This is a genomic window from Mesorhizobium sp. WSM4816 (assembly GCF_055811535.1).
In genome coordinates this window covers 73701-91554 of the sequence record NZ_JBVVQR010000004.1, presented here as the reverse complement: position 1 = coordinate 91554, position 17854 = coordinate 73701, and the positions used below count along the sequence as shown (strand labels likewise).

General features: G+C 60.7%; 8 protein-coding genes. 3 read left to right on the top strand and 5 right to left on the bottom strand.

The annotated features are described in order from the left end of the window. Positions 1 to 27 precede the first annotated feature (27 nt). The 3 genes from AC0L3H_RS06670 to AC0L3H_RS06660 all read left to right on the top strand — a co-directional run bounded on the left by AC0L3H_RS06670 (position 28) and on the right by AC0L3H_RS06660 (position 8352). Complete coding sequence (locus tag AC0L3H_RS06670) at positions 28 to 2640, top strand: PD-(D/E)XK nuclease family protein (protein ID WP_473584919.1); 2613 nt, start codon at positions 28 to 30, stop codon at positions 2638 to 2640. Then, positions 2637 to 5966, top strand: coding sequence for a UvrD-helicase domain-containing protein (locus tag AC0L3H_RS06665; protein ID WP_473584918.1), 3330 nt, complete (start codon positions 2637 to 2639; stop codon positions 5964 to 5966). Before AC0L3H_RS06670 ends, AC0L3H_RS06665 begins: the two co-directional genes overlap by 4 nt. Positions 5967 to 6528: 562 nt before the next feature. Next, positions 6529 to 8352 (top strand): 3'-5' exonuclease, encoded by a 1824-nt coding sequence (locus AC0L3H_RS06660; protein ID WP_473584917.1) that lies wholly within the window; start codon positions 6529 to 6531, stop codon positions 8350 to 8352. Here the strand turns inward: AC0L3H_RS06660 and AC0L3H_RS06655 are convergent. The 5 genes from AC0L3H_RS06655 to AC0L3H_RS06635 form a co-directional block, all read right to left on the bottom strand. Further along, entirely contained in the window at positions 8349 to 11297 is a 2949-nt protein-coding gene (locus tag AC0L3H_RS06655; RefSeq protein ID WP_473584916.1) for a DEAD/DEAH box helicase, read from the bottom strand. The genes AC0L3H_RS06660 and AC0L3H_RS06655 overlap by 4 nt on opposite strands. Continuing rightward, complete coding sequence (locus AC0L3H_RS06650; protein ID WP_473584915.1) at positions 11298 to 12716, bottom strand: EH signature domain-containing protein; 1419 nt, start codon at positions 12714 to 12716, stop codon at positions 11298 to 11300. Next, positions 12706 to 13569, bottom strand: a complete 864-nt coding sequence (locus AC0L3H_RS06645) for an OmpA/MotB family protein (RefSeq protein WP_473584914.1) — start codon at positions 13567 to 13569, stop codon at positions 12706 to 12708. The genes AC0L3H_RS06650 and AC0L3H_RS06645 overlap by 11 nt, the downstream gene beginning before the upstream one ends. Positions 13570 to 13582: 13 nt before the next feature. After that, a complete protein-coding gene (gene zorA / locus AC0L3H_RS06640; protein WP_473584913.1) occupies positions 13583 to 15724 on the bottom strand; it encodes an anti-phage ZorAB system protein ZorA in 2142 nt (713 codons plus the stop codon). A 668-nt stretch (positions 15725 to 16392) separates the two neighbouring features. After that, a complete protein-coding gene (locus AC0L3H_RS06635; RefSeq protein ID WP_473584912.1) occupies positions 16393 to 17832 on the bottom strand; it encodes a glycosyltransferase in 1440 nt (479 codons plus the stop codon). Positions 17833 to 17854: the final 22 nt, after the last annotated feature.

The following is a 17854-nucleotide window of genomic DNA, read 5'->3' as shown; positions in this document are numbered from 1 at the left end:
GTCGTCGACGGCCCTCTCGCCTTCCGGATGCGCCGGATCGCGGCTGCGCGCCGCGGCGAAACCGGCGTGCAAATCCTCACTATGCCGCAATTGGCTGCCCGCTTGGCCGGCGGCTTTACGCAACCCGCCCGATCCGAGGACCTTGATCCAGCCATCCGGGCTGCACTCGAAGCCGGAGGGTTTTCCGAGTTAGAAAGTATCCGGCAGCTCCCAGGTATGATTCGTGCCGTCGCAAAGACGCTCGCCAAAATCTGGCAGGCCGACCTTTCGCTGTCGATAAGCGACGATCGCAGCGCCCGACTGGCGGATATTGCCGAGATCGAGCAGCGCGTCCGCGCAAACCTACCCAGAGGCGTGCTGACGACACGTGACCTTCGCAACGCCGCGCTAAAGCGCCTCGGCCATGCTGCGGCCGTGCTAGGGTCAGTGGAGGTTGACCGCGTCGTCAGCGTCGCCCCGGTCTGGCACCCTCTGCTTCAGGCTCTAAATCAGACGGTGCCTCTCTCCTGGCACAGTCCCGGCGCCACGGACGTCAGCTGGTTCCCGGGCGAGATCACTATTGACCAGCCCTCAACAGCTGTCGCCATGGAGATGGTGTCCTGCGCCAATCCCGCTGCTGAAGTGCTGGAAGCGCTACGCTGGATGCGCGAGCTCATCGCATCCGGTCGGGCGAGACCCGAAGAAATTGCGATTTGCGCCACCTCAACCGGGGAATGGGACGAGCACTTTCTCGCCCTGGCAGCGGACGCCGATCTGCCGCTGCATTTCTCGCACGGGGTGCCGGGCCTTGCTTCGCGCGAAGGCCAGGCCTGCGGAGCACTTGCCGACGTTCTGCTGAACGGCCTCAGCCAAGATCGCCTGCACCGGCTCTTCAGTCACGCCGCAGGCCGAAGAGGCGCCTTGCAAGACTTGCCGCTGAATTGGTCGCTTGGAGTGCAACCCGGTGCCGCGCTCTTCGAACTCGATCAATGGCTTCGGGCGTTGGACGAGGCGAGCCGTGTTCGATCTGACGGCATTGATCCGAGGCCGATGCTGACGACCGTTCTCGAAATGCTGGCCAACGGCCCGGCCGCGGCCGAGCAGGCTGGCACTATGTTGCTGGGAACCTCCGCTCGCGTGCTTTGGAGTGAGGCACTGCGGCGGGCGCCTGCCGAGGCGCTGAAATTCTCATTGCAGGAGCTTCGCTTGCCCGACGGCCGCGATCCTGGCGCCTGTGCCGTGTGGTGCCCGGCGAGTCATCTCGCCGCGGCACCTCGCCAATGGGTTCGTCTGCTTGGAATGACCACACGCTCATGGCCGCGCCGCGCTGCGGAAGATCCGCTGATCCCAAGCCATGTTTTGTCCCGTAGCATACTCGATCCCGATCCTGTCACCGCGCAGGACCGACGTGCGTTCCAGGTAATCACTGCTGAGGCATCCGGTGGCTGTATCCTGTCGAGAAGCCGCCGGAACGCCCAGGGCGGCCTCCTCGCGGCCAGTCCGCTCGTGCCGCAAGGAGCCCGTGTTCAAGGGCTTAAGCGGGCACGAATCCCGAACCACGCGTTCAGCGAGGCCGACCGTCTGCTCGCCCGACCGGATGAGGCCGCGAACTCGCCGGCGCTGGCGGCGGCTGACGCGTGCTGGCGCGACTGGCGAAATCCTGCGATCACCGCCCATGATGGACGGACGAGGGCCGATCATCCAGTCATCGCACGCGCCATCGATGCGATTCAGTCCGCGACATCGCTGCGTCTCATGCTCCGCTATCCGCTCGCCTTCGTGTGGCGCTATGCATTGGGCTGGCGGTCGGTGGCAGAAGACGATCAGCCGCTGACACTCGATGCGCGTGCCTATGGCGATCTCGTGCATGAGCTCCTCAAGCGGACTGTCGATACGCTCGAGCCAAGGCCGGGCTATTCCCGCGCCGCACGGCACGAGATCGAGGCCGCTCTGACAGAGGCGGCGACGACGGTCAGTGCAGAGTGGCCGCTAAAGCGATCCGTGCCGCCGTTGCTGCTGTGGCGGCACACCGTGGACGCTGCTGCCCAACTGGCGCTCAAAGCCTTGACGCTTGATGAGACGTTTCAGCCGGGCACCCGGAGCTGGACCGAGCTGGCGTTCGGCCGTGCCGACGAGGCAGTTGCAACGACGGGCGATCTTCCTTGGGATCCGACCGCGCCGGTTGAAATCACCGGAACCAGGGTTCGGGTCAAGGGCAGCATCGACCGGCTCGATATCACCGCCACAGGAAACGCCGTTCGCGTCTCCGATTACAAGACGGGTGCAGAGCCAAAGAGGGCCGATCAGATCGTGCTCGGGGGCGGCGCCGAGCTCCAGCGGGTCATCTATGCGCTGGCGGCGCGCCAACTCCTGCCGGACAATCCGCGCGTCGTCGCCCGCCTCATCTACCTCGGCGGCGGCGAGCCTCGGGTCTACAATTTGCCCGACGTCGATCAGGCCATCGCGGAAATCGCAGACCATGTGACGGCGGCCGGCGTCCTTTTGCGGCAGGGCAGGGCCTTACCCGGCCCGGACGCGCGCGAGAACTGGAACGACTTCCGGCTGGCGCTTCCGGCATCGTCGACAGCGTACTTTCAGATCAAACAGTCGGCGCTGAGCCGCGCCTTCGACGATTTTGCGCGCGTCTGGAGTTGCCGATGATCCAACTGGCAGACAGGTCCGCGCGCCGGCGGGCACTGACCGATCTTGACTCGACATTGCTCGTCGAAGCGGCGGCTGGCACCGGCAAGACCGCCCTGATGGCGGGGCGCGTGACAATGCTGCTTGCGCGCGGCGTCCGACCCGGTCAGATCGCGGCCATCACTTTTACTGAGCTGGCGGCCAGCGAGCTGTCGGTGCGCGTCCATCGCTACGTCAACGAACTTCTGGCCGAACGCGTGCCGGCCCCATTGCGGGAAGCCCTGCCCAATGGCCTCGACGCGGCTCAGCGGCACGCAATGTCAGCCGCCGCTGCCAAACTCGACGAACTTACGACCGCAACGATCCACGCATTCTGCCAGACCATCATCTCAAGCTACGCGGTCGAGGCTGATATTGATCCAGGCGCGCAGATGCTCGATGCGGTCCAGGCCACCGCTGCGTTTGACTCCATATTCGAGCAATGGCTCAGACGGCGACTCAACAGTCCGGAGCGCCCAAACAATCCGATCGCAGTCTTGTCGCGCCAAGACCCCCGCCGCGTTGTCTCCACCCTTCAGGAACTGGCGCGCTTTCGTCTCAAGCATCGTGATGCGCAGGCGCTGCCTGCCGACCTCACCGGCCGCCCGGACATCGACCTGGTCGAAGCGGTCGCGGATTTCCGGCGCTGGATAGTCGCTCAACCCGTCGAGCCCAAAACGCTCGAGTTGGTGGGCGAGCTCGAGACGCTGGCAAACTTTTACGCCGGCAGCTTTGAGACGCCGCCCGATTTTTCCCGGCTCTGGGCGCTCGCCCATCCGATTCGACTTTCCTGCATGCGGAAGAACACGTTCGATCTAATCAGGCCAAGACGGAAATCGGCCTGGGAAAAGGCCGCCGGGAAGGATCTGGGCAGCCAGCTCAACGAGGAATGCGGCCAACACTTCGACCGGGTCGACCACTGCTACCGAGTGGTGCTCGGCCGCATCGCCACGGCACTTGTCGCAAGCCTCTCCGCCGAACTCGACGAGGTGCTTGATGACTACGCCGCCTTCAAGCGCGCCGCGGCCGTCCTCGATTTCGACGATCTTCTGGAGCGGGCGCGGACCCTGGTCCGCGATAATGATGCCGTGCGGCGCGCTCTCGGAACCCACTACCGGCATATCTTCGTCGACGAGTTCCAAGACACCGATCCCATTCAGTCCGAAATCCTGTTCCTGATCGCGGCTGAAGACCGCGCGCCGCAGTGGCAGGAAAGCGTCTTGAGGCCCGGGGCGCTCTTCATGGTCGGCGATCCGAAACAGGCCATTTACCGGTTCCGCGGCGCCGATGTCGGATCTTATGCGCAGGCGCGTGCCGCAATCGAACGGCGGTGGCCGGACAACATCATCCAGATCACCGCAAATTTCCGCTCCCGACCGGACATCCTTACCCATGTCAACCGCTGTTTCGAGACGCCACTTTCTGGCGTCGGGCAACCTGGCTATGTGGCGCTCACGGCGACCATCGATCCCCCCACCCATGACCTTCCGTGTGCGGCCAGGATCACCGTCGACGTGCCGCCCAATTCGCGGTCAGAGCACATCCGCGATGCCGAGGCAGAAGCCGTCGCTGAACTCTGCATGCGGCTCATCGGCAATCTGCACGTTCGCGACGAAGACGGCGCGATGGCTCCGCTCCGTCCCGGCGGCATAGCCCTGCTTGCGCCGACAGGCACCGAACTCTGGCGCTATGAACGCGCGCTGGAACAACGCGGCCTGCCAATCGCTTCCCAGGCGGGCAAGGGCCTGTTCCGACGTCAGGAGGTGCAGGATATGCTCGCCCTGGCTCGCGTGCTCGCCGACGCCGGCGACACTCTGGCTTTCGGCGCGCTGTTGCGAGGCCCGCTTGTCGGGCTGACCGAGGAAGAGCTTCTCGATATCACCGCGGCCTTGCCCCAAAATCCCGATCGTCTGCACTCGGTTCCGCGATTCTCGTTGTTGACCGAGCTGAGCGACGTCACGCATCCGATTGCGCGTCGGACACTTTCGATCCTGCAAGACCTGAGATGGAAATCGAGAGCGACGACACCAGCGCTGCTGCTCGCCGAAGCAGCCGAGCAACTGGCCGTTCGACCGATTCTTGCCGCGCGCGAAGGTGACCGCAGCGCCCGCGCGGCTGCGAACGTAGAAGCCTTTCTCGAACGGGCGCGGCCTTATGGCGTCACCGGTCTCAAGCGCTTCGTCCGTGACATCACCAGGGATTGGAGTCAGGGGGTTCCGTCCAACGAGGGCCGGGTTGATGCCGAAGGCGACGCCATCGAGATCATCACCATCCACAGCGCGAAGGGGCTGGAATGGCCGGTGGTGATTCCGGTCAACACCGCCACCTTGCTCCGCTCGCGCGAGCCGTTCGTGCATCGCGCGTCCGATAACACGCTGCACTGGGTCATCGGCGACGTCGTCCCGCCCGATCTTCTGCTGGCGCTCGCGTCCGATGATGAAAGCCTTGCCCGTGAACGCGAGCGCCTTTGGTATGTCGTATGCACTCGCGCTCGGGAGCTCCTCGTAGTCCCGGAGCTGCCGCAGGCGGAGCAAAGGTCCTGGGCGCGGATCGTCGACCTGGCGCACCATGACCTCCCGCTGCTAGACCTATCGCATTTCGATCGGGCACCGCGTCTTGCCGCGGCCGATCTGCCAAACGGACAGACGCGGGACATCTTCGAGACAGAGCGCGCAGCCATCGCCGCTGCCGCCGTCCCGCTCACGTGGCTTCGGCCGAGCAACCAGGATCCCGATCGCGTTCCTATTATCGAGGCGATCGCGATGGACTCCGGCGACGCTCCGGAGACGGAACTGCCGATCGGCGCAGGACGTGTCCGGGGCCTTGTCCTGCACAAGCTCATGGAGGAGGTCCTGACCGGCGAACTTGCTGAAGACCTTGACGGGTTCGCCAGTCGCGCCCGGGAGCTTATTGCAGAGCTGGTGGTCGATCGCGAAGACGAGGCCGGTCTTCCCGAAGTCGGGGAAATCGCCTCGACCGCTTGGCGAACTCTGCATCTCCCGCAGATCGCCGCCCTGCGACCGCGTCTCGTTCCAGAATGGCCGATCTACGCTCTGCTCGCCGATGCGAGTGAGCCCACAGCGCTTGCCGGCCGGATCGACGCTGTCGCTATGGACGATGGCCGCGCCTCGGTCGTTCTTGATTGGAAAAGTGATATCACGCCGTCGGAGGAGGACATGGGAATTCACGCGGGCCAACTCGAGGACTACTTGAGAACAACCGGCGCGAGCCGCGGCGCGTTGGTCTATATGACCCCTGGCACGGTGCGGTGGGTGGAGCGTGGTGGCCGCGCCGATTGGAACGCGTGACGTCTTCAAATTCACGGATTTTACGCAATGGCAGACCTCCCGGCTCGATTGCTTCTCTAGGCCGACATTCCCGGCCAACCAGCTCTGTCGTTGTCCGGAGTGTTCGTGGCCGCAGTTGAACCTATTCCGCTGGTCGACGCGTTCAGTGAAGGGGCTCCAGATCGCGTGAAAACCAAGGCGGAGATAGCGGACTGGGCCAGTAGTGTATTTTCGGCGAAGCGAAGGTGCCCGCCGGCTTGCCTCGTGAGCGATATCAGTGTGAGATCGCGGCTCCTTCGCAAAGGCAACCATGACCACCATTCTCTCCGCCGAATTCCAATCCGCGCTCGCTCGCCTTACCAACGAGGAGCAGAAGCAGGCACGCCTGACGGCCTACGAGCTGTTGACCGAGCCGGATCGGCCTGGCCTGCAGATGCATCGTATCGACAAGTCGCGCGATCCCAATTTCTGGTCAGTGCGTGTCAATCGCGACGTGCGGATCATCGTCCATAGGACAGGCGGCAGCCTGATGCTCATGCATGTTGCCCACCACGACGCCGCCTACAAATGGGCTGAGCGAAAGGTGATCGACGCGCATCCGACAACGGGTGCGATCCAGATTCGCGAGGTGCGCGAGCTCGTCACCGAGATCGTCGTGCCACGTCCGGCAGCTCATGCGGTGCTGCCGCCGGAGGCACCAGGCAAGGGGGCGCCGCCGTTGCTGTTCAACCGTTTGAGCGACGATGAGCTGCTTTCGATTGGCGTGCCCTCCGATTGGCTGGCCGACGTGCGCGCCGCGGACGAGGATCGGTTCTACGCTCTCGCATCATACCTTCCGCAGGAGGCGGCGGAAGGCCTGCTGAACTACGCCGCGACCGGCGTGCTTACTCAGGCCGCAGAGCCGGTCGCCGATCCGCTTGCGCATCCCGACACGCTGCGCCGCTTCCGTGTGCTCGACGGTCTGGAGGAGCTCAAGGCGGCGCTGGATGCACCTTTCGAACGTTGGGCCGTCTTTCTCCACCCGAGCCAGCGTGGTGTCGTCGAGCGCAACTATTCCGGGCCGGCGCGGGTCGCGGGTTCCGCCGGCACCGGCAAGACCGTGGTCGCGCTGCACCGGGTTGTCCGCATTCTGCGCGAGAACCCTGAGGCCAAGGTTCTGCTCACCACTTTTTCCGATCCGCTGGCGCGCAATCTTTCGGCCAAGCTGCGGCTGCTCTGTGGCGAAGGCTCGACATTGCCGCCACGGGTCGCGATCGCCTCGTTCGACGAAATCGCGAGGGAGTTGCTGGCGCTGGCGACCGGAAGGGAGCCTCGCCTGGCAGGTGCGGAGGTGGTCCGGTCCATGCTGGCGAAAGCGGCCGGCGAAGCCGGCGTCCATGAAGTCACTCCGCAGTTTCTCGATTCGGAGTGGACACACGTCATCGATGCCTGGCAGATCTCCGACGCGGAAGCATATGCTTCCGTGCCCCGAATGGGCCGCAAGAACAGGCTTGGCCCAAAGCAGCGCGAACGTCTCTGGACCGTGTTCGGCCCGATGCGGCAGCGGCTTGCGGCCAGCGGCTTGATGACGAAGGCCGGAGTGTTCGCGGCGACGACGGAGCATTTCGGCGGGCAACAGAATAAGCCTTTCAGCCACATCGTCGTGGATGAGGCGCAGGACCTCGGTGTTGCCGAGCTTCGTTTCCTTGCAGCCATTGCACCGGACAAGCCGGATGCACTTTTCTTTGCCGGTGATCTGGGCCAGCGCATCTTTCAGCAGCCCTTCTCCTGGAAAGGCCTCGGTGTCGACGTGCGCGGACGCTCCGCGACACTGAAGGTAAACTACCGCACCTCGCATCAGATCCGCCGCGCTGCGGATCGCCTGCTGCCCGGCAAGGTCCGCGACGTCGACGGAAACGAAGACATGCGGGCCGGGACGATCTCGGTCTTCGAAGGACCAGAACCGATCGTCTTGATCGAAAAAGACGAAGCCACGGAGATCGCGGCTATCGGAAAATTCTTGAAATCGGCGTTGGCAGACGGGTTCAGGCCAAGTGAAATTGGTCTGTTCGTTCGCTCGGAAGAACAGCTTGATCGAGCCCGGTCGGCCGCGCGCGTTGCGGGGCTTCCTATGCGGACCTTCATTGATCAACGCAATGAAGATGACACAAGCGCATTGGTCGGAATGATGCACCTGGCAAAGGGACTGGAGTTTCGTCTCGTGGTGTTGATGGCATGCGACGAGAACGTTCTTCCTCTGGAAGAGCGGGTGGCGGACGTGGCTGACGATTTCGAGCTAGACGAGGTCATCGCCACGGAACGGCAGTTGTTCTACGTGGCTGCGACCCGAGCACGAGATCGACTGGTCATTTCGGCGATCGCGCCCGGGTCCGTGTTTATCGAGGACTTCGCAGGACGGGACAGTTAGCCGACAGTGGCCGAGAACAGGTCGTCGATATCGGCGTCCCATACCGGCGGCACTAGCATGTCGCGCGACAGAGCGCGCTTCCGCTCCAGTAATGCGTTGAGTTTGACATCGAAGGAGCTGTCACCGAACACAGGATGTCGCGCAATCGGCAGGTGTACAGTCACGGCTTTCTCTTGGCCAATGCGGAAGGCCCGATCGTTGCACTGGTCTTCCACCGCTGGATTCCACCACCTGCTTAGATGGATGACATGATTGGCCGCAGTTATCGTCAACCCGATTCCAGCGGCCTTGGGTGACAAAATGAGCAGGCCGAAGCCTGGCTTTGAAGCTTGGAACCGGTCCACAACGGCCTGACGCTTGTCGCCGTCGAGGCTTCCATTGATGATCGGGGGTATCGACGGCATGTTGAATTCTTCGGCCACGACGGCCGCAAACGTCGCCTGCACGGCACGATCTTCGATGAAGACCAGCGCCTTCTCGTTGTTCGCTTGAATTCGCCGGAGGATCTCCATGGTCTTTGTCACCCGCGCCGATGCTTCGATCCATTCCCGTCGGGCGACAGGATGTGTGACGTCAATGTCGCCGCCACCGTTCGGATGCAGCGATATGCCCCGCAGATCGTGGATGGTCTTCAGCATGTCATTCTTATTGCCGCGTTGTTGTTGCGCCGCACGAACGACCGCTTCATATGCCTCGGCTTGCGGACGCGGCATTTCGGAAGGCTGATGGTCGAAGGCCCTGTCGGGAAGGCCCGGCAGATGGTCGGCCTTCATGCGACGAAGCATTACTGGAGGTCGCTTTCCCACCCATTGGTCCAGCTTCTGCTTTAGGTCTTTGAGAGCGTCGGTATCTTCGCCGCCATATGTCTTCGAGAAAGCCTTCAGGCCACCCAGGTAGCCAGGCGAAACACGATCCATGATGCACCAGAGGTCTTCGATACGATTCTCAATCGGCGTACCTGTGAGCCCGACAACGAAATTGGCGTTCAGTGTTTTGGCGGAATGGGTGTTGATTGTGTCGGGCGCTTTGATCTTCTGCATCTCGTCGAAGATGACGATCGAATAGGGAATGCGCGCGAACGCCCGATGATATGTAGCGAGCGTCTCGTAGGTTGTGAGTATCCAATCGGCTGATCGCAGAGTGTGGACGTCGAGTGCATCCTCAGGCGTCCAATCAGGTTCCGCTGGTCTTTTTAAGAATTTTAGACGGGAGCCAAATGCCTCGATGCAGTCACCGAGGGCATCGCCGATCAGATGCGTGTCCGCCTCCTTCCTCCAGTTCCGAAGAAGGGCTGTCGGGGCGACGATAAGGATCGGACCTGCAATGTCCCGCACCGATCCCGCGATTGCTGCGCGGTTTGCCCTGAACCAGGTCAGGAACGAAAGCGCCTGCAGCGTTTTTCCGAGGCCCATATCATCGGCCAGCAGGACACCGGGGAAACCTTCAGCCCACGCCTTGACGAGCCATTGGAAGCCACGCTGTTGATGCTCCTTCGGCGCGGTGGAGACCATATCGGACGGAAAAACCAGCGGCAGATCCATCCGGCGCTGCTGTGTGCGGGCGTCCTTCGCCTCTTCGATATGATCATCAATCAGCAGCACCTGATGATCGTCTTCGGGGTTCTCCGAAGGACGATCGCCCGGCTCGGCTTCGTATGGCGCGCTGTCCTTGTCGAATTGCCGGCGCAGGCCGTCAAGCGCAGTTTCCACATCGGGCCTAGGATAGTCCACGCCGCGAAACGAAACCATCGAAGCGTCGCCTTCTGAAGCTCGTTCCGCCGCCAGCGCAAGGTCGTCAATTCCCTGCTCGTCTACCTCCACAGACGTCTCGCCGATGCGGATCACAAATCCCTCCGGCAGCCATCCGCTGCTTTTTCGCGCCAGCCATGTCAGCTTGGGTTTCTCCCATAGCCCCAAGCCCCGGACCCGCTCCGAATACTGGTGGGTCTCGACAAAAATAGTGCCGGCCATCTCGCCAAGTTCTGGGAGTGCGCTGCAGAGGTAGGTCCGCGGATTCTTCAGAAAATCGCGCCGCTCCGCTTCGTTGGCGGTCCTCATACGCTTAACGACGTCAAGCGCTTCCCGAAGGTCGGGCTCCAGGACGAGATATGTGTTGCGACCAAGAGGATAGGCCGGCCTGGTCGGCAGGTTGTCAGCGCGAAAGGCTTTTGCAAACGCCAGATGGTCCTGCGGCTTGAGGAGCGCATCCTTCTCGCTATCGCGAAGGTCTGCGTCAACGTCCTCCAAATTGTCCTGCGCCGACTCAGGAGTGTCATCCAGCAGGCTTCGGCGCTTGCTCACGCCCATCAGGAGTGGGTCGAAAGTCGGACCCCCGACAGCCTCGCGTACATCAAGGCCGAACGCGCCCGCCTGATGAATACGGAGGCTCGTTAGAAGCCGGTCAGCCTGCACCCTCCCATCTGTCAGGTTTCCCAGCAATTCCTGCACTGGGCGCCAATGCGGAATGCGATCGATCTGCCCAATGGTCTTGTTGTAGGCGTCGACTGCCCTTAGCAGACTATAGGTTGACCCAGTCAGACGCCCTCGACCGTTGGCAGTCTCTATTATAAAGCCCTCAATCCTCGGGTTGAGTCGCCGAGATAGAGGGTCCTCCCAGAGGATCCTGATATGACCATCGGGCGACTCCACTCTGCCAGACAATTCGAGGCGGACCACGACGCCGGCGACTTCAGGTAGTCCCGCGCGCATCAGCACAGCGACCGGCAATGCTAGCATCCCCTCGTTGGGTATCGTCAGTGAGATTCCATCCGTCGCCGCCAACCCTGTATCGATCAGAGCAGCCAATTGCCGGACCGTGGATTGCAGCTCCTGTGGTGCTTCGCCCCAGCGATCAACCGGGACGAGCCGTCTACCCAAGAGGCGTCGCTCTGCGAGCGTTATCGTGCTTTCGGCAGGGCCGGACTCGCAAACGAACTCAAAGGACATTTATTGTAGCCTGTAGGCCGATTCGGGAATGCGCATCCCGGTGATCGAACCTAACCTTCCAGCTATCTTTCGCTGCCACGAGTGGTTCTCGGAGCCCCCGTGCCCCCAACTGAGTTCCTTTGTAGTCTCATGGTGGCCCTGACCAGTGTAAATCTGGACGTCGTTTGAGCCGTATTGGCGTTCATAGAGCTTAGGTGCGCCGTGTTGCCCCGCCGAGGTCCAGACGTGGCATTTGCCGTTATGGTTCCAGTCCGCAACGAGGCAATCACCCACGCGAAAGAGGAGAACGGCGTGATCGCTATAAACATTCTTCCCATCCGTGTGAAGCGTAGCGAATTCTGCATTCTTGAAGGCGTTGCGAGCCACTCGTTTGCCGTTCGGCCCAAATGCCACCCAAGCCTCAACTGAGAACCCGTTGCGACGATAAAATTCGTACACGCCTTCCCAGAAAGCTCTGCGATACTTCCACATTCGCTTGGCATCCCGATCGATTGTTGTGTCATCGACCACATCCAAGAATTGCCGCAGCGACTGCCGGGTCAGCCAGCCTGTTACAATTTCCTTATGCGGTAGTCCGACCCAGTTGCCCTGTGCGAGCCGAGGATCACCGAAGGCCTTCACGATTACGCGAAGATACTCGTCCTGTGTCGACTCATCTGGAGACCGGTCCGCGAATGGTCGCAACAGAGCGTCGACGATCTGGTATCTCTGGCCCTCGAAGAGTGGAAGCCCATCGGCCTTAAGCGCGAATCGCTTGACCTTTTCGAGCCTGACCAGATGGCTTCGTTCGGCGCCTTCGGCCAGCTCGATCAAGAGGGCATTAACCACAGCCTTTGTGAAATCGCCTTCCGCGTTCATCGCGCCAAGGCCGGCCTCGCTCAGGATTTCGGCCGGAGAGCGATTGCTGGCATGCACCTCCAGCGCCAGCCGTCGTGGGCCATCTGCGAGATCGAAAATGGAATAGGCGTTGTGGAGAAATCCCCAAACCCCTTTCCACTTCCGCGCCAGGCTGGAGAGCACAGCGGCTACCGCACCACGCCCAGCCTGCTGCTCGCCGTAGGCGGACATGAAGGCGGTGGCCAATGTCCGGAATGGACGCGCGCTCGTGGCATCAGAGATGATGCGAAGCAGCCGCTCCAGAAGTCCAGCATCCTCGGCCAGCGCCGGCCGCGTTTTCCACAGGCACCAAGGCGCCTCTCGCAGCTGTTTTCGCGACAGTTCCTCACCGGACGCGAGCCGAACAGCGATTTCTCGCGCCATGACGTTCAGGTCAACGGCGCTTGGTGTGCGTATGGTCTCCGGCAATGCCTGGAGCGATTGAAATACTTTGGCTGTCGTTGGGACTTCAGGCAGCCGGGCAAGCGGCAGATTCCCAACCGCCTCTGCCGCCAGGCATGCGAGCTTGAAGTTAGTGGACACCGACGTCGTCCAGGGACTTTTGCAGGAACTGAATCTGGTCCTGCATGGTGTCGGTCAGTTCAAGCACGTCACGTAGCCGGTCAAGATTGTTGGCGTCCATGACGAAGCGCAAGTCGATTCTGCGCTGCCTCCCGTCCTCTTCGCTGAATTCCCGTATCGGCCGCGTCGAGGAATAGCCAGCCACCGACAGCACTTCCGTACCCGCAAGGTTCATAAGCGTTCTAAGCTGGGGCTCCGCCTCAGTGAGACCTCGAAACGTATTCACGGCCCTTTCCGTCGACAGGGGCCAGTTGTTTGGGTCGCCACCTGTACTGTCGGTATGTCCTTCTACAAACACCGTCTCAAGATGCGCCGGCAGTTCTGTACCGATTCTGGTATACTTCGGCAGCACCTCGGCAAGGACTTTGGCCAAAATTACAACACGTTCCGATGCCGTCGCGTCCAATGCCGCGCTGCTGCGCGGAAAGTTGATCGCATTGTTACCCAACCTGACGACGCCGCTCACTGGATCAATGGTGACGATCAGCCCTTGCTCCCTCAGCTTGCTCTGGATTTCCTCCAACAAGGCGGTCCGCACACGGTCGGTGGCACTGATCGAATCAATCTCAGAGCGCACGTCCTTCTGGATTTCTTCGAGCTTTGCAGTCACCGATCGAGCGGCGTCGGCGGCGGCCTCCAACTTCCTGATATGATCTTCTGATGTCTCCGTCTGCTGCCTGAAATTGAGTGCAAACACCATCAGCAAGATGATGAAGATGAAAAGGATGCCGACCATCATGTCGGTCATCGAGATGAAATAGTTCTCGTCCTCCTCGGCGTGAGTTTCCGCCTGATGAAAACTCAAGTCACTCATCGGCGCTCACCTGTCACTCCGCGGCCATCGGGCGCACATTGGCCACGAGCTTTTCGACGCTGTCGCTTAGGTCCGTCGTGCTCTCGCTGATGTCGGATACGAATTTCCCCAATCGCGAAACCGCATCGCCAAGGTTTTTGTCGGTCTCGCGCGTAAACCCTGCCAGCCGCTCTGACTGCGCGGTTGTGGCGTCGGAAAGCGCAGCAATCGCCTTCGCCAGATCCTGGTCGACCTTGTCGAACTGCGCGCGATATCCCTGCCAGAGCTCGGTCAACCGTTCGATCTGCCCGGCGAGCGTTTGCGAGAGTACACCGGATGCTGAATTCGCGGCTTCCATGCTGGACACAGTGCGCGTCACGGCCGCGTTCATCTCACTGGTAGCCTGTGCGATGCGATCGGCCGACTGAACCAGCGGTGACGCCGCTATGCGCACGTGTTGCGCAGTTTCGGCAAACGCGTCCGCCACCGCTCGCGTCTGACCTGCTGCATCACCAATTGCGCTCGCTTGATTGGAAAGTGCGATCTCGCCTCGACCCATCGCGGCCTGGAAGCGGTCGATTTCAGAAGCAATGCGGCCGAAGGCATCCGCCATGCCGGCCTTGAGAGCTTCAGCCGCTTCCGACGACGCGGATGCCATCGAAGCAACGATACCGTCCTGGGTCTCGCGCAATTTCGCCCGCGTTTGCTCGACGCCGTCAGCGGTGCTGGCCTGGAAGTCACCCAGCCCCTTCATGAGCGACCCGACCTGGCTTTCCAGACGCTCGAGCACTCGGCCCATTGCCTCTTCCACCTTGCCGGACGCACCGGCGGCCGCATTGCCGAGTTCAGCTTCGACACGCGCGTTGGCGGCGTCCATCGTTTGCTTGAATGCAGCGACCACATCGGCCAAGCCCGCCCGGCTCTGTTCCGCGCTCCCTTCCAGTCGGGCGCCCGCCTCTCCAACAAGGCGATTGAGATTCTCGGCCGCCTCCGAAAGTCGACGTGAAAAATCCTCGCCGCCGCCCCGCAATCCCTTGTGCGTCTCGACGAGCGAGACCTGGATTTCGTGAAGCGCCTCCTGCAACCCCTTCATCTCTGCACCTGCATTGCCGTGCAGCGCAGCCGCAAAGTCTTTTGTCATGTCGGCGAGCCCGGTTTGGCTGGTCGACTTCAGCTGCTCCACCGCGGAGGCGATATTGGCGCTCACCGGCGTCATCGCACGCGACATTGCGCCTTCTAACAGCGGACCCACCGCGTCAGCGAGCTTGCTGAAGTAGCGGTCGCTGTTGATCTCTTTCAACTGATCTCGTTGCTCCTTGCCGACCTCGTTCATTTCGGCGGTGATCGACTGTGGAGCCGTGTATTGCAACTGGTGCTCGACGACCTCGCAGAATTTGGCCAGCGCCCCCTCTACCCCGATGATCAGAAATCTTGAGCCGAGCGCAAACACGATCGACGTAAAAAGCCCCGCGATCGATGTCGCGAACTTGAATGAGGCAACGCTCAGAAGATTGAACATCGCATTCTTCATCACGTTGATATCGTTGCTGCTCGCCCCTTTCGCGGCCTCGTGGAGGGCCAACACGATCCCGATGAATGTGAGCAACAGGCCAACGCCGACGAAATAGCCGGAGACGCTGCCGATCACTTTCAAGCCGGGCAGTTTTTCTCGGACCAATCCGTAGTTGATGAAACTTTGTGGCCGGATCGTATTTTGAATAGGACCGCCAGCTTCAACTTTGCCTTTCAGAAGCGTTTCGTCGAACTCCTTCCACGCGGCGCCGATCAAACGATGGCGAAGCAACCGAGGTAGAATCTCGACCTCATAGTCACGCGCAAAACGAACGGCGCTGTCACGGCTGCTCAGCAGCCGCCGCACTCGCAAAAGCGAGACGGTGACCGCGAGGGTATGCATGACGAAGAATGCGACAAGCAGGCCCGCGCCAGTAAAGAAAATGAGCAATGCGAGCGAATAGATGAAGTCGTGATCCCGCGCAGTCGCAATAGCCATCTCGTCATTGCCGGCCGCGATGCCCTTTGCAATGCCTTCAAATGCTGTGGAGATCAGTGTCAGGTCGAACCAAGGCAGCCACAACGAGGCGACGTAGACAACCCCAACCGCGATAGCCCAGAAGGCTGCGAAGCGAAACGCAGATGACCAAAAGATCCTGTACATGAACTGGAACACCCCCAAGCCGCAGCCCAATAGTTACAGATGTATTAGTCTAACGCAATCGCAGGGGCGAACTTAATGTCGACACCTGGAGCGGGCCGGTTGTGGGACCATGTACTTGGTTCCGAGGGGTGTTATCCTAAGAATTGGCCTTATTTGCCGCGTTCTTAGAGGTCGTTCGAGGTGGGCGGCCTGATCCGGCCGCGCGACATCTATATCACAGAACATACTGTAATAAGCTGTAAGCCTGGATGCCACATCGACAGGGATGCGGGAAACCTCCCAAGACCTCGTCGCGCGCATCTAGTTCCGCTGAGTGCGAGGAAGCGGTCGCTCGGCCACAACCGATCCCAACCTGCCAATCTCCCGTGCTGTCGAAGGCGAGAGATTGGCAACGCACAAGGAGGAGCGACAGTCGTGCATTGCCAGATCCGGACATCTTAACTTAGCTGCTACAGGTCAAAGTCGCATAAGATGCAGTGCGGAGCTCAACGGCGACCTGTGCTGGGGTCGCCTCCCTTCGCGGCCGCCCAACGGCAGGCCGGGACCCGAAGCTGCCTCTAAATTAAGTGCCAAGTGACAACAAAGCTCTGGGACAGTTGGGAGGATGATGCGCTCATCGCTAACCCGGAGGCGCCGGGGCCTCGGCGCGGAGACGTCCGCCGCCTGGCTCAGATGACCGTTGGTTTGAACGGTTCCCGGTATTGCACCTCAAAACTGGATAGAGCCGATTGAATCGAGTCATACCACTTTGGAATTTGCGAGATTTGCGTACTCGAGCGCAGGCAGTTTTCGCGCGCGGTTCTGGCCATCTCCTCGAAATCACTATAACCGGTCGCAAGGTGATGCATCATTTCTGCAGCTTTGTCCTCGATGTCCGGCTCGTCGAGGACAACGCCATTCAGTCCATTTACGACCTGCCTTTTCAGACCAAAAGCGGACGACACTACGATGGGTTTGCCTCGGAACAGAGCCTCTGTTGCTGTCAGGCCGAAGCCCTCTTCGCGAGAGAGCGCAAATACTCCATGGGCGTTCTGTTGCAGCCGGCCGACAATTTCGGCATTTGCGTCGTGGTCCTTCATCGAGATACAGGCCAGATACACGCGCCGCCGCACTTCCCTGGGTAATTGAGAGCATGATACGACGCATTTCTCGAAATACTCGCGTCCTTCAGGATCGTCGGCAACATCCAAAGGATCCGGTCCCGCGATCACCAGGCGTATATCGTACGCCTCGTCGAGCGCCATTTTCACAAAGCGATCGAAAGCGGCAATGATCCGGTCAATACCTTTCAGTCCATCCCACCTGGATACATGCAGGAAATACCGCGAGCCGAGAATGTCCTCAAGGGATGGGATGGGCTCGAATTCTTGGCTATTGAACGAAACCGAATTCTCCAGCGTCTGGCCTGCTGGCCCTTCATAGTTACGGTTCTTGCTTGAGAATGGGCTGATCGATGGCTGGATGATATCTATGGGGAGACCGGTATCAAAGGCATATTCCTTGGCGCTCAGGACAATGCGCTGGAATTGACGGAGGTATTCCCCGAGAAACCCCCAGATTTCGTCGACAGTCGAGGTGCGCTTTGGATAGCCGATGTGGCATCGCCAGATAGCCGGGTGCGGGTGAGATTCCAGGAACTTCGCAGCTGCACCAAGTGGCTGCGGATCATGAATAACCAGAAAGCCATCAGGTCTGATGATCCTTTCCAACTGCGCGGCGCCTTGCTTCGATGCCTCAAGATAATGTGGCAGCAGATCATTCAAGCCTGCCACGGTGGCGTCGTGAAGACAATTGTGAAGTCCTTTGGTGAACTGAAAAAATTGCTCTTCCTTCGGTTTAAAAATGAGCCAACGCGCATCAAAACCAAGTTCCCGAAGGAGGCATATGTGGTGTGGAAGCATTTCGGCCACCCCGCCGCCGAACGCGGTGGAATTTATGTGCCAAATACAACGGCTGCCAATCTTGTCACGAATTGCGCTGGACGAACGAAATAGTACATCGAGAAGCTCGTCATAGTCATTTCGCTCCGCTTCGTAATGCTCGAGTACCGAGCCTTCTACCAGCACCTCATCAAATAGTGGTGTGCGGGGTTTCGTTGATACTTTCATTTCGTGACCCTCCTTTCAGTCT